General features: G+C 34.5%; 10 protein-coding genes. 7 read left to right on the forward strand and 3 right to left on the reverse strand.

What is annotated here, in order from left to right:
* Positions 1 to 52: 52 nt before the first annotated feature.
* Together QL232_RS11575 and QL232_RS11580 are read right to left on the reverse strand one after the other, a co-directional pair.
* The gene (locus tag QL232_RS11575) at positions 53 to 2,074 is read right to left on the reverse strand and encodes a tetratricopeptide repeat protein (RefSeq protein ID WP_168883311.1); all 2,022 of its coding nucleotides are present in this window, start codon (positions 2,072 to 2,074) and stop codon (positions 53 to 55) included.
* Between the two features lie 96 nt (positions 2,075 to 2,170).
* Positions 2,171 to 3,124 carry a transketolase C-terminal domain-containing protein gene (locus QL232_RS11580; protein ID WP_168883312.1) on the reverse strand — a complete coding sequence of 318 codons (954 nt, stop codon included), beginning with the start codon at positions 3,122 to 3,124 and terminating at the stop codon, positions 2,171 to 2,173.
* A 109-nt stretch (positions 3,125 to 3,233) separates the two neighbouring features.
* On the opposite strand from QL232_RS11580, the gene QL232_RS11585 reads away from it, so the two are divergent.
* Both QL232_RS11585 and pafA read left to right on the forward strand, forming a co-directional pair.
* Positions 3,234 to 4,214, forward strand: coding sequence for a GSCFA domain-containing protein (locus QL232_RS11585; protein ID WP_281614240.1), 981 nt, complete (start codon positions 3,234 to 3,236; stop codon positions 4,212 to 4,214).
* 110 nt (positions 4,215 to 4,324) lie between these two features.
* Complete coding sequence (pafA, locus tag QL232_RS11590; RefSeq protein WP_168883314.1) at positions 4,325 to 5,995, forward strand: alkaline phosphatase PafA; 1,671 nt, start codon at positions 4,325 to 4,327, stop codon at positions 5,993 to 5,995.
* Positions 5,996 to 6,036: 41 nt separating this feature from the next.
* Here the strand turns inward: pafA and QL232_RS11595 are convergent, their stop codons facing one another.
* Positions 6,037 to 7,593: a glycerol-3-phosphate dehydrogenase/oxidase gene (locus QL232_RS11595; protein WP_281614241.1), complete on the reverse strand. Its 1,557-nt coding sequence runs from the start codon at positions 7,591 to 7,593 to the stop codon at positions 6,037 to 6,039.
* Positions 7,594 to 7,843: 250 nt separating this feature from the next.
* Between QL232_RS11595 and QL232_RS11600 the strand changes: the two genes are divergently transcribed.
* The 5 genes from QL232_RS11600 (at position 7,844) to QL232_RS11620 (ending at position 14,923) form a co-directional block, all read left to right on the forward strand.
* Positions 7,844 to 10,225 (forward strand): TonB-dependent receptor, encoded by a 2,382-nt coding sequence (locus QL232_RS11600; RefSeq protein ID WP_281614242.1) that lies wholly within the window; start codon positions 7,844 to 7,846, stop codon positions 10,223 to 10,225.
* Positions 10,226 to 10,230: 5 nt separating this feature from the next.
* Positions 10,231 to 11,223 (forward strand): DUF4249 family protein, encoded by a 993-nt coding sequence (locus QL232_RS11605; RefSeq protein ID WP_281614243.1) that lies wholly within the window; start codon positions 10,231 to 10,233, stop codon positions 11,221 to 11,223.
* 40 nt (positions 11,224 to 11,263) lie between these two features.
* Complete coding sequence (locus QL232_RS11610; protein ID WP_281614244.1) at positions 11,264 to 13,150, forward strand: GAF domain-containing protein; 1,887 nt, start codon at positions 11,264 to 11,266, stop codon at positions 13,148 to 13,150.
* A 26-nt stretch (positions 13,151 to 13,176) separates the two neighbouring features.
* Positions 13,177 to 13,659, forward strand: coding sequence for a flavin reductase family protein (locus QL232_RS11615; RefSeq protein WP_281614245.1), 483 nt, complete (start codon positions 13,177 to 13,179; stop codon positions 13,657 to 13,659).
* 343 nt (positions 13,660 to 14,002) lie between these two features.
* Entirely contained in the window at positions 14,003 to 14,923 is a 921-nt protein-coding gene (locus tag QL232_RS11620; protein WP_281614345.1) for an AraC family transcriptional regulator, read from the forward strand.
* Positions 14,924 to 14,962 lie beyond the last annotated feature (39 nt).

Raw genomic sequence — 14,962 nt, forward strand, 5'->3', positions numbered from 1 at the left:
ACATACACATTGCAGATAACGGGACCACTCACATAGTGGTCCCGTTATCTTTTTAACAGCTAAAACCAATTACCATAACATCGTCAACTTGGTCCTCATCTCCTTTCCAAGAATCGAACTGTGTTTTAATAAATTGCTTTTGATCTTTAAATGGAATTTGGTAACAAGCTTCTAATATTTTTCTAAAGTTAGGACTCTTCATTTTTTTACCCTTTGGCCCTCCAAATTGATCTGCATATCCATCAGAATATAAGAAAAACATATTGGATGGTTTTAGGTCGAAAACATATGTAGGAGCTGTTGAGAACGAATTTACTCCTCCAACTCCTCTGTTAGCTCCTTTTATAATTTCATGTCCTTTATTATTTACAATTGTCATAGACATCCCAGCTCCTGCAAATTGTACTGTTTCTGCCTCTTGATCTATCAAGCAAATGGCGATTTCCATACCATCCATATTCCCAGATTTCTTTTGTCTAAGAATACTTGATAATCTAGAATGCAATTCTTCTAAAATTTTTGATGGTTCATAGATATCTTGAGAATCAACAATATATTCCAAAGCTGTTTCCCCTACCATACTCATAAATCCGCCAGGGACACCATGTCCTGTACAATCGGCGGCAATTAATATTGCTCTCTGCTCATCTATTTGCTTATACCAATAGAAATCACCTGATACAATATCTCTTGGCTCAAAGAATACAAATGAATTAGGGATAAATTGCTTTACATATGACCAATTTGGAAGTATAGCACTTTGAATTCCTTTTGCATAATTGATGCTATCCATCATATCTTGAGACTTTGCTTTCAATAATGTATTGATACGTTTGATCTCAATGGATTGCATCTCCAATTCATTTTTTTGTAGTTGGAGTTTATTATTTACTACTTTCTTATTTTTATTCTCAATAAATAAGAAATAGACGAACAAGCATAGTATTAAAATTAAGATAAATGCAGAAAAAGAAATCACCGTTTGCCTTTCAAGCATGATTTCATTAATCTCTTTATCCTTTTTTAGAATTTCATTTTCTTTTGTTCTCTGTTCCACTAAGTAACGAACATTCATTTCAGCTAGCTTCAGTCGGATATCTTCATTGAAAATAGAATCTCTATATAACTCAATCAAATCATCGTAACGTAATGCCTGATCATATTTCCCTCTTAACCTTTCAATGGTTTTTAGTTCCATAAAGGCATTTAATGCCATATGCCTTAAACCAGAATTAACAGAGATATCTGCTGCTTTTTTTGCGTAATGTATCGCTTTTCGAAACTTTTCTTTTTCTCTATAAATTACGGCAATATCAGTTAAGGTACTTACCATATTATCGGCATCATGAACATTTTTTTCATTTAGTTCCAACGATGCCGTTAAGTACTTTAATGCTTGATCTACATCACCAATCTCAAGATATACATTACCAATATCAGAATAGGTGACTACCTGACCATATATATCATTTTCCTTTTCTCTAAGTTCTAGAGCCTTATTGAAATTCTTAACGGCTTTATTATATAAACCAGTACCACCGTAAACTCTTCCATAGTTGGTAAAAATATATCCAAGTATTCTGTAGTCTTTTAATTTATTCGCCAACACCTCTGCCATTTCTAGGTGGACTGTGGCTTCATCATAGTTTTCTTGATAGATATTGACACTTGCAATATTAATATGGGAATAAGCTTGATCTTCTTCAGCATCAATAGAGTTAGATTTGTCTAAACCTAACATAAACTTCTTCATTGCTCTTTGATACTCCCCTTTATTTCTAAGTGCAATACCCTGAAATGCAATTCCCTTTACCTCTAGTTTTTTTAATTGATTCTCTTTACTGAAATCTTCAGCAATTTTTGCATATAGGAATGCATTATCCGGAGAGACATTTCTGTTTAGCCATGACAATTCCAAGGCAATCTCAATTCTTAAAGAATCGGAAATTTCCTTCTTCTCAAAAAGTGTCAGTAAGCTATCAAACTTTGGAGTTGTTGTTTGTGAAGTATGAATATGAGCGTTTGATGTTACAGTTAAGAAGATACAGATCAGTAGTAAAGGAATAAATTTCATTAAATATGTCTAGAGTAGAGTTTAGTTGAGCTAAAAAAAAGAAGCTAGTTCAAATATAAGAACTAGCTTCTTTTATATATCATTATAAAGAAAAAATTATCCTTTTCTTTCGATTGCTTTTTTAGCAGCAGCAACTACGTCATTTGATGTAAGACCGTATTTCTCCATTAATTGAGCTGGAGTACCACTTTCACCAAATGTATCATTAACTGCAACAAATTCTTGAGGTGCTAAGAATTTTGTTGTTAAAACACCTGCAACACTTTCACCTAAACCACCAGCGATTTGGTGCTCTTCAGCAGTTACAATACAACCTGTTTTCTTTACAGACTTCAAGATAGCCTCTTCATCCAACGGCTTAATTGTATGAATGTTGATGATTTCAGCAGAAATACCTTCTTCTGCTAATTTCTCACCTGCAAGGATTGCTTCCCATACTAAGTGGCCTGTCGCAACGATAGTAACGTCTGTACCTTCGTTTAACATCACTGCTTTACCAATTTCAAATTCACCTTCTGGCATGAATACTGGAATTGCAGGACGACCAAAACGTAAGTAAACAGGGCCATCATGTTTAGCAGCTGCAATTGTAGCCGCTTTAGTTTGGTTGAAATCACAAGTATTGATTACAGTCATATTCGGAAGCATTTTCATCATTCCGATATCCTCTAATACTTGGTGAGTTGCTCCGTCTTCACCTAAAGTCAAACCTGAATGTGAAGCTGCAATTTTCACATTTTTACCAGAGTAAGCTACTGACTGACGGATTTGATCATAAACGCGAGAAGTAGAGAAGTTAGCAAAAGTACCTGTGAAAGGAATTTTACCACCAACAGTCATACCTGCTGCAACGTTGATCATGTTCGCTTCTGCGATACCCATTTGAAAGAATCTCTCAGGGAAATCTTTTTTGAAAGCGTCCATTTTAAGAGAACCTGTTAAGTCTGCACATAATGCGACCACGTCCTCGTTCATCTTACCTAGTTCATGTAAGCCCGCACCAAATCCTGAGCGAGTATCTTTTTTCTCTGTGTATGTGTACTTCTTCATTAGTGTATTTGAAGTAATTTTGATTCTTTCAAATAAATTCGGGTACAAATCTAAGGTTTGTCTTCTTGTTCACAAAATTATTTATGTAACAAAACTGTATATTGTCGAAATGATGCAAAATGATACATTCAGGACCCCTGTTTTAGTAGAAGAATTTGATAAAAAAATTGATTATAGCTCAAATATCTTCTCAATTGGGTCATGTTTTTCCGAAAATATAGGAAATAAGTTAAGTGATTACCGCTACCAAATTACCACCAACCCTTACGGAACTTTATATAACCCTATCTCAATTTTTGATAATCTTTCCACTTCAATAAAAGGGAAAATTATTGATGATCATAAAATCGTTGAGGTAGAAAATGTGTTCAGGCATTTTGATTTTCATTCAGATATTTCAGCTCATTCTTTAGAAGAATTGAAATCAAAAATCAATTCGACTCATAAAACAGTAAAAAAAATATTAGATACTACACAGTTTCTATTTATTACGCTAGGAACTTCTTTTGTTTTTGAAAGAAGCTCCGATAATGAAATTGTAGCCAATTGTCATAAGGTTCCAGCCAAAGAATTTAGACAAAGACTGTTGACCATAGATGAAATACAGCAATCATTTCAAAAATTATATGCTCTACTACCAAAGTCTACCACGATAATATTTACAGTCTCTCCTATTCGTCACTTTAGAAATGGATTGGTGGATAACAGTTTAAGTAAATCGTTATTAAGATATGCTTGTCATCTTTTTGAAGAGGAATATAATAATGTACACTACTTTCCATCTTATGAAATCATGATGGATGATTTAAGAGATTATCGATATTATGCTGAGGATATGGTACATCCTTCAAAGTTAGCTATCAAATATATTTGGGAGCAATTTAAGAACTCTTTGATTGAGGAAAACTGTTACCCTCTTATGAGAGATTGGGAAAAGATTATCCAAGGGGTAAATCACAGGCCATTTAACCCAAAAACTGAAGCACACCAAAAGTTTTTAAGAAAGTTAAAGACTAAAGCTTTACAAATAAAAAAGTTTAAAACAGAGGATATTATATCAATAATTGATGAACAGATCATCAAGCAATAAATACATTTAAAATCATTACCATTAATTAAAAATATTAAAGCAGAGCTTTATCAATTAAAACAGTTGTTTACCTTAATATTGCATCATAACACATTACAATTATACACTAAATGAAAAAGTTTACACTATCATTTTTACTTGTAGCAAGTGCTATTGTATCAGCTTTTGCTCAATTTACAGAAGATAAACCAAAATTAGTTGTAGGTATTATCGTTGATCAGATGAAATACGATTACATCTCTCGCTATTGGGATAACTTTGGTGAGGATGGTTTCAAAAAATTAGTCGATGAAGGTTATTTCGTAAGAAATGGTCAATATAATTACGCTCCAACGGTTACCGGTCCTGGTCATGCTTCGGTATACTCAGGAACAAGTCCTGCCTATCACTCGATTGTCAACAACCATTTCTATGACAGAGAGAAAGGAAAATCTGTGTATTGTGTAGACGACGACAGATACACTACGGTAGGTGCTGATACTAAAAATGGCAAAAAATCACCTTACCGATTAGCAGTTACTAACTTATCTGATGAATTGAAATGGGCAAGTAATTTTAGATCTAAAGTGTATACGGTTTCAATTAAAGATAGATCTGCAGTTTTACCTGCTGGGCATAGAGCTGATGGTGCTTATTGGTTAGATGATAAAACTGGTAACTGGATTAGTTCATCTTTCTATATGGAAAACCTACCGGAATGGATTGAAAAAATGAACAATGCTAAGAAAAGACCCATTGATCAGTATTTAAAATCTACTTGGGAGCTTTCTTTACCTGCGGATAGATATACTGCCTCTACAGAAGACAGCACTGCCTATGAATCACTTTTCCCTGGTAAATCGGAACCTACTTTCCCATATGATATTAAGAAAGGTGTAGCAGCTGATAGAGTAAGAGCAAAATCAGGTAGGAAATATGACATCATTAAAGGTACACCTTACGGAAATACTGTTGTCACTGAAATGGCTATCAACATTTTAGATAATGAAGGCTTAGGTCAAGATAATTTCACTGACCTTTTAGGTGTTTCTTATTCTTCTACAGACTATGCAGGGCATGCATATGGACCACAATCTATGGAAGTAGAAGATATGTACATTAAACTTGATGGAGAAATTGCTACTCTTATCAAAAGCTTAGATGAAAAAGTAGGTGAAGGAAATTATGTTATTTTCTTAACTGCTGACCATGCCGGAGCCCAAAATGCTGGTTTCATGAGAGACCGCATGAATTTCGAAGCCGTAAATATCAAAAGCAAAGAAGATACTAAAGTAATTGATGCTTATTTAAGTGAGAAGTTTGGTGAAGGAAAATATGTTGCTTCCAATTACTCTGGTCAATTATACTTAGATAGAAATCTTATTGCTGAAAAGAAACTTGATCTAGAGGAAGTTCAAGCTGCTACTGCAGAAGCATTTATGACGATGCCTCAATATGCAGCTGCAATTTTAGGTAAGGACTTAGAAAGAAATGAATATACACTTGGCTATAAAGGTTTAATATATAACGGATTTAACCCAAGGTATTCACCAGATGTATATGGCGTATTAAAGTCTCATAATGTTGATTATGGAAAAGGTGGTACAACTCACTTCTCTCCATATAGATATGATACTCATGTTCCTATTATGTTCTACGGTTGGAAAATTGAATCGGGATATACACATGCTCCACATACAATTACTGAAATTGCACCAACCATCTGTTCATTCTTAAACATGAACTATCCATCAGGTTGTTATAGTGATCCAATCATTATTCCTTTAGAGGATGAAGATTAATAAAAAAAGAAGCAGTTAGTTGAAACTAACTGCTTCTTTTTTTAACAAAGGTAACCATTCGCCAACTCAGTATAATCTTTCACTTGATCGTTGACCCAATCGTCATCTTTTTCTAAATATTTAGCCATAAGTTTTGCCACTTCAGGTGCTGCTTCAATACTTGCCTTAGCATCTAAAAGTAACGACCTTGTTCGTCTAGCTAAGATATCTTCTAAAGTCCTTCCCATTTCATGAGTCACACCCCAAACAATATCAGCAAATCTATAAGGTAAGTTCTTATGGATTTTATGTTGTAAATCAGGAATTTCATCAATCAACTTATCTATTTTAGAGATATCATTACCATAAACACTTCTAAAATCTAACCGATCAACTCCTTTTTTATATCCATGAAGTAAAACGTCTTTGGTAATACAATGCACCCCCACATCATTGTTCATTCTCTCCATGAAATTGATTGTATCTTCTGCCATTTGTCGATAAGTTGTCCATTTACCTCCAACGACTGTTATCATCTTGGACTTACTGGCAATTACTTTATGTGAACGAGAGATTTTTTTTGTCTCCTCATCTTCAGTTTTCACCAATGGTCGTAATCCTGCAAAAACGCTTTTCACATCAGACCTTTTTGGTTCTTTGTTTAAATATTTTGCTGCTGTTTTGAGTATAAATTCAATTTCCTCTTCTAACGCTCTAGGTTCTTCTGATACCTCATCTAATGGTGTATCTGTAGTTCCCACAACAATTTTATTATACCATGGCACTGCAAACAATACCCTCCCATCTTCTGTCCTTGGTACCATAATAGAAGATTGCCCTTGTAAAAACTCTTTATCTAAAATTATATGAACCCCTTGACTTGGTTTTACAACTGGCTTGTGTTCTTTATCATCTAATGCTAAAATTTCATCAACAAAGACACCTGTACAATTTATCACATTGCTAGCCTTAACTTGATAGGTATCTTCTGTTTCTTGGTCATTAAATGTTACACCACAAACTCTACCACTCTCATCTTTTTTTAATGATACTACTTTGGCATAGTTCAAAACGTCTCCTTTATAATCATGGATTGTTTTCATTAAAGTGATCGCTAGTCTAGCATCATCAAACTGCCCATCATAATAAAGTACACCACCAATTAAACCTTCTTCATTTAAGTTAGGGATTAATGATAAGGTCTTTTCTTTTGATATCATTTCTGACGGACCAATACCTAAGTCGCCTGCCATGACATCATATACCTTTAGACCTGTTGTATATAAAGGTGCATCCCACCAATCGTAAACTGGAACAATAAATTTTTGATCATGAACTAGATGTGGTGCATTTTCTTTCATTAGGCCTCGTTCTCTCAACGCTTCTCTTACCATACCCACATCTCCTTGCTTCAAATACCGAACACCGCCATGTGCAAGTTTGGTACTTCTACTTGATGTCCCTTTAGCAAAGTCATGTTGTTCTAATAATAAGGTTTTGTATCCTCTTAAAGTACTATCGAGGGCAGCACCTAAACCTGTTGCTCCACCTCCAATTATAATTACGTCGTAGTTGTCAGTCTCATTTATGTTTTTGAGAATTTCCTCTCGGTTTATCATGGTCTTGTTTATTTTGTGTTTATATATCTTAATTTAAGAATAAAGATTTATAGGTCAGTCTTTTTTAGAGGAATATTTACAAAAAACAGAGTTTAGAAAATTAGATCAATTAAAAACCGATTATTGCTAAATTTATTCAGTGAATATTGCAATTTGAAAACAAAATTGTACTTATTTAGTAGTTGTGTTATAGAAATCATCTTTCTTTCAATCTATTATTAACTTGAACTATTCAATCTATCCAAATTTTATGCGAACTATCAAGCTAACCATTGCCTTGCTATTCTTGCTGATAAGTCAGGTAATTATTGCTCAAGAAAAGCAGTTTACAATTAGTGGATATGTAAAAGATAACTCCTCTGGAGAAACTCTAATTGGGGCGTCTGTTTATTCTGCTGAAGCTAAGGCTGGAGTAATTACAAATCCTTACGGTTTTTACTCACTTACCCTGCCTGAAGGCACTCATAATATTTCTTTCAAATTTGTCGGTTTTCAGACTTTCAATAAAGAAATCAGCCTCACTGCCAATCAAAAGTTAAATATTAACTTAGTAAGTGCTGACGTTGAACTTGCTGAAGTAGTAGTTACAGGTGAAAGAGAGGATGCTAACGTTGCAGATGTACAAATGAGTACTCAAAAAATGGAAATAGAAACCATTTTAAAAATACCAGCATTATTAGGCGAAGTAGATGTCATCAAGTCCATACAGCTTTTACCTGGAGTAAGTACTGTTGGCGAAGGTGCTACTGGCTTTAATGTTCGTGGTGGTGGCGTTGGTCAAAACTTAGTTCTTTTGGATGAAGCCCCTGTTTTCAATTCCTCTCACCTCTTCGGATTCTTCTCTGTATTTAATCCAGATGCAGTAAAGGATGTGAAATTAATTAAAGGAGGTATTCCCGCTCAATACGGTGGCCGTCTCTCGTCTATTCTTGATGTAAGAATGAAAGAAGGTAATAGTAAGCAATTGAAAGTTCAAGGTGGTATTGGAGCAATTTTCAGTCGATTAACTGTCGAAGCACCAATTATTAAGGACAAAATGTCTTTCCTGATTGGAGGTAGACGTTCTTACATTGACATTCTTGCTGCTCCTTTCTTAAATGATGATTTAAGTGGCTCAAAGTTTAATTTTTGGGATCTTACCGCTAAAATCAACTATGATATTAATGAGAACAACAAAATATTCGTTTCAGGATATTGGGGACGAGATACCTTTGGGTCATCAAATATCTTTGAGTCCAATTGGGGTAATGTTACCGGAACCCTTCGTTGGAATCACCTATTCACTGAAAAGTTATTCATGAATGTTACTGGATATATTTCTGATTACGACTATCACTTAGGTGTAAATGATACTCAAGATTCATTCGAATGGGATTCTAGAGTAAAAACTTACTCTGTAAAACCTGAATTGACTTGGTACTTAGGAACAAAAAATACAATCACATTCGGTGGACAATCTATTGTCTATGATTTTTCACCTGGTACAACAACTGCTAAAAGTGGTGGACAAGAACTTCCTCCATTCTCATTAGCAAAACAATACGGTTGGGAAAATGCCTTATACATCGGTAATGATCAAAAATTATCAAAAAAGGTATCCTTACAATATGGATTAAGATTTTCTACCTTCTCGTATATGGGACCTGCCACTACTTATGAATATGCCCCTGCTCCTCCAAACACTAGAAAAGAACCAATTCTTGAGTCTGAAAAAACATATGAAGCATGGGAACCTATTGAAACCTACTATAATTTAGAGCCTAGATTTGCTGTTAAATATCAATTCAACGAGAAAAGTTCGTTGAAAGCCAGCTACAACAGAATGGCTCAATATATTCACTTAATTTCTAATACCAGTGCGGCATCACCTTTAGATGTATGGTCGCCTAGTACGAATAACATCCGACCTCAAATTGGAGATCAATACGCATTAGGATATTTCAGAAACTTTAAAGAAAATACTTTTGAGTTCTCTGGAGAAGTTTATTACAAACCTCTTCAAAACCTAATTGATTATATTGATGGTGCTGACATTCTTTTAAATGAATATCTAGAAGGTGATCTATTACCGTCAGAAGGCCGAGCTTACGGTTTAGAATTATACATGAAAAAGAATAAAGGTAAGCTTACAGGTTGGGTGAGTTATACTTTTGCCAGATCAGAACAAAAAACTGATGGTATTAATTTAGGGGAATACTACCCTGCTCGTTTCGATCAAGCACATAACTTAACAATAAGTAGTTTTTATGATATCAATGAACGCTGGAGTTTATCTGCCAATTTCAATTTTGTAACAGGAACTCCAACGACCTTCCCTACCAATCAAATTTTGGTACAAGATTATGGTGTCCCTCATAATGTTGATGGTGTTAGAAACAATCAACGTATTGGGTACTACCACCGATTGGATATCTCCGCTACACTTAATGGTAAAAAGAAACCAGATAAAAGATGGGAACATTATTGGGTTTTTGGTTTCTACAATACGTATGCAAGACGAAATCCATATTCTGTCTACTTCCAACCTTCAGCACAAAGACCACCTGAAGGGCAACCAGCCCCTAATCAAGCCATTCGCCTTTCTGTGATTGGTACTATTATCCCATCGGTTTCATACAATTTTAAATGGTAAGCAAAATGAAAAAGTTAGCAAACATATATCTCCTATTTTCAATTTTCATCTTTTTCTCCTGTGAAGATGTTATTGATGTAGATCTTGAAACAGGTAGAGCACAAATTGTAGTTGATGGTTGGGTTAATAATAAATTTGAAGAACAGCGTATCCGTTTAATTTCAACAGTAGGCTATTTTGATAATAACACTCCTCCCGCTGTCGAAAATGCAGTCGTCAAATTACATGACCTTGTAAATAATAAAGTCATGGATTTCACTTATGATGAAAACGGATATTATACATGGACACCATCATCTATTGATGATACATTAATTGTAAGAGAACGTCCTGGAGACTTTGATCGAGACAGTGATGGTAATTACAATAATTACTACAAATTAGAAGTATCTGTAAATTTTGACAATAAAGATTTAGCTTTCGAAGCTTTTACATCTCTTGAAAGAGTACCAGTTATTGATTCATTAGTATTTATGACCGATAAAGGTCAAAAGGTAGAAGATGATGAGATTTATGGTGAGTTATGGGCTAAAGATTTTGCAGGACCTGCTGACTGCTATTGGATCAAGACTTGGAAAAATGGTTCTTTCTTAAATAAATCATCGGAGATGCAACTAGCCTTTGATATTACTCCAGGTCGAAGTGATTACGGTAATATTCTTACGGAACCCACCGTTTTTATTCCACCTGTAAGATTAGGAATCAATCCAGTGTTATCTGATGAAGAAGCAGATGCTGGGGAAAAGTTTTATGAAGTGGGTGATACCGTTTATTGTGAAATACATTCTATGACTGAAGATGCTTTTGATTTTATGAGTAGATCAAAGTCATCTATGGCAAATGGAGGGCTTTTTGCTACTCCTTTAGCAAATGTACCTTCAAATATTAAAGCTTCTAACGAAGCAACTGAGGGTATGGTAGTTGGAGTTTTCTGTGGTTCCGCAATAACTTCGCTTGGCTATCGTATTAATAGTAAGCCTCCTTATGATGATCGTTAATTCATAAGGAAAGATTTATCATAGAAGAAGATTTTTTTATATGTCGATTCAACAGGATGTCGAAAAATTCAACCCATCAAGAGAACGCGTAGAAGGGTATTATTCTGAAAGTTACAAACTGATAGACAGAAGTATGCAATATACCCTATTAGGTATGTTTGCACTTGCTATTGGTCTTTCTTTTGAAACAGGAAAATGGATTATCGCATTAGGGTTAGCTTCTGCTTGTTCTATTGCCTACTTCATTTTACTCTACAATAGTACAAATAGCACCTCTCCGCGTTATATTCTTGCGTTTACATTTTTCTTATTTCAAGTTCAGTATTTGATCGTTGCCCCCAACTTTCCCTATGCACAATTCGCATTTTTTGGAGCATTGACATTACTGACCATGTATCAGTCCTGGACAGTTCTCACCATATATTTCATGTTGACCTTCTTAATGTATGTCTCCTTATCCCTTTTAGGGACAGACATGTGGTTAACGAGACTTTTAGAGGAGAGTATAGAAAATAGATCTTATGAAGGGTTGGTCTCAGTACCTTTAATCACCTTCTTCTATTTTGGTATTTGCTTGTTTATTGCAGCTAGGCTTAAAGATCAATCCTACAGAAATGCTCGTTATGCTATTTTCTTAGAAGATCAAATGCATATTGAAGAAAATACAAAGCTTGCACAAGATATTGCTAATGATAAGTTATATGAAAAATACGATATCAATGAAAACGATATTCTTGGTAACTTATTAATTAGTATGAGAGATCAGGTCCGTGAACAGAAAGAAAGTGTTGAAAAACAAGGTTGGATTGCCTCTGGTCTAAGTTCTATTAGTGAGCTTTTACTTTCTGTAAAGGATATCAAAAAGTTAAGTACAAAAACATTAAGAGAGATCACTGAATACCTTCATGCGGGACTAGGAGCTTTCTATTTGTACGATCCCGAAACTGAACAATTGGAAATTAGCGCCTGCTACAGCGAACACCGTAGAAAAAAGGTAGGTGATAAATACAATGTAGGTGAAGGTCAAGTTGGCGAAGTATTTCTTAAGAACACCCCTACTTTGATTACAAATATTCCTGAGGACTATACACCGATCAACTCTGGTCTTGGTGAATCTCTACCAAAAAATATCTTTATCGTACCACTTTCTGTAAATAAGGATGTGGTCGGTGTCATTGAAGTGGCTTCATTGCGTGAATTCTCCGAGCAAGAAAGAGCATTACTTACGGAAATCGCACCTTCTATTGCATTAACGATAAGAACTATTAACTCTCAAAATAGAACAAATGAGTTACTAGAAGATTCTCAAAAGACCAACGACATCCTAAAAAATAAGGAAGAGACCTTAAAGGAAAATATGTTGCTACTCCAAGATACTAAACGTCAGATGGAGATTAAGCAAAAGCAATTAGAGGAACAAGAGGAAGAAAGTTTACTTTTCTTTGAAAGAGCGATGGATGCTATGATTGCTTTTGACGAGGAAGGAAATATACTTAGATTAAACCCTGCAGCTTCTCACATTTTCCAAATTGGTATCGTTGCTGAAGGACAGAAAATCCAAGATGTATTAGGTAAAAGTTTTGAAAGAGCAGTGAATAATCGTAGAACGATGAAACTCAAAAGAGCAAATGGAGACGTATTCACTGCACTAATCTTTATTACTGAGATTACTACAGACGAACAACTAAGACGTATTGCCTATATTCAGGATATTTCTGAACAAGACAAAAAAGAGAAAGAACTAAGGGTTCTCCTTGATCGAGCTCAAGTAAAGAACGAACAGCTTCTTGAACAAGAGAAAACGATGAAGGAAAGCCTACTAATGAACATAAATACCAAAGATAGGTTGAATAAAGCTCATCAAAGAATTAGTGAGCTTGAACTGGAAATTGGTAAATTGCACCAAGATTTACGAAACAAGAAATAACTTTGGACACAACAACTCAACAAAAAATGATTGATTCCGCATTATTTAAAGCGGCAATGAGACGCATCACTTCAACTGTAACAATTGTTACTTCCGAAGGAATTTCAGGAAAAGAAGGACTAACAGCAACAGCCGTAACTTCCCTATCAGACACTCCTCCTAGTCTTCTAGTATGTGTCAACAAACAGAGCAAAGCTCATGATGTGATTTTACGAAATAAAACCTTTTCGATTCACCTTTTGAATGAGCACCAAGAAACTGTTTCAAATACATTTGCCGGTTATACTGATAGACAAGGTGACGATAAGTTTTCCATTGTTGAATGGGCTGATCAAGGACAGTATAAATCAATGGAAGGTGCTTTAGCAACTATCCACTGTAAATTGATAGAAGCTCATAATGGTTTTACACATAACATTTTAATTGGGGAGATTACAGAGATTACTCTTTCTGATGAAAATGATAAACCTTTACTGTACGGAAACGGTAAATACACTAGTATCAAATAATATAATTATCCCAATTACAGATATTTATTTGTAAATAAGATGATTACAAAAAACATAAAAATAGGCCCTTCGGGGTCTTTTTTTGGACTAATTCAAGATAAAAACGACCCATCACCAAAAAAAATAAAATAAAAAATGCTTGATTTTAAGATTCATTATTACTTTATTTAAGATATGGAACTAATTTTAACTATTGTTACATAGTTTTTATCCTATTTTTGTCCAATAATTAATCAGGTAAACGAATTTAGAAATTGTACAATTTATATAATTCATTTAAGATTACGAACCCAATAACTGTGTAGTTAATAGTATTTCTCCTCATTAATTTACAATGACTATGATTGAAGAGTACAACAAAATTATTGAATCATTAAACATCAAGTTTATCAGATCCAACAGTCTGAATGTAATACGTTCTGTAAAAGTTTCTAACTTCTACGACGTACAAAACACTGTCATCCAGGTGAAATCAGGCGTTATCCAAATCACCGAAGATGAAATAGCAAAGAAAGGTGACCTAGTTTTTATTCCAGGTGGTAAATCTGTCGAAATCACTTTTGGTGATTCTGATACTACTGAAGTTACTAACGAAAGTTTTATTAACGATAGAGACTCATACTTAAGAAAAATCACTGACGATGTATCTATCCATACCGTACAAACTAGTTTCACTTCGGTAACTTTTGACGCCAAGGCTTTTGATTCAGTAAACTTTTTTAATTCTCTTGACATCCCCCCTTTTATTATTCCGGAGCAAGTAGAAGTTAATGAGGCTATTGATAAAATTTATCAAGAATCTTTAGGCGAAAAGCCTGGCAAAGACCGTATTGCTACGAACTTAACTGAGTATGCTGTCATTGAAGTGTTTAGACATGTATTAGAGCAGAAATTATTTGTTGAGCAAATTGCTACAAATAGCAACTACTTTAAAGATCCTCGTCTAATCGATATCTTCAATTTTATCAAAGACAATTTATCTAGCGATTTGTCTAACAAAATTTTAGCAAATGTTGCCAATGTATCTGAAGACTATGTTGGGCAATACTTTAAGATGTTGACAGGTATCAACCCACAAGATTACATTGAATACCAAAGAATGGAGAAAGCTGTTGAGCTTCTTCGTACTTCTAGAAAGAGTATTCGAGCAATTGGTTCAGAGGTTGGGTACAAAGATACAGCTTACTTCTGTAGAAGATTTAAAATGATGTTTGGTATTCCAGCAGGTAAAATGCGTAGAAGAGATTCATTAATGAATGTCTAGTAGGAAAGAATCCACATCTTAAAGATATCAGGTGAGAGA

This window comes from Flammeovirga sp. SubArs3 (assembly GCF_947387565.1).
Taxonomy (GTDB): Bacteria; Bacteroidota; Bacteroidia; order Cytophagales; family Flammeovirgaceae; genus Flammeovirga; species Flammeovirga agarivorans.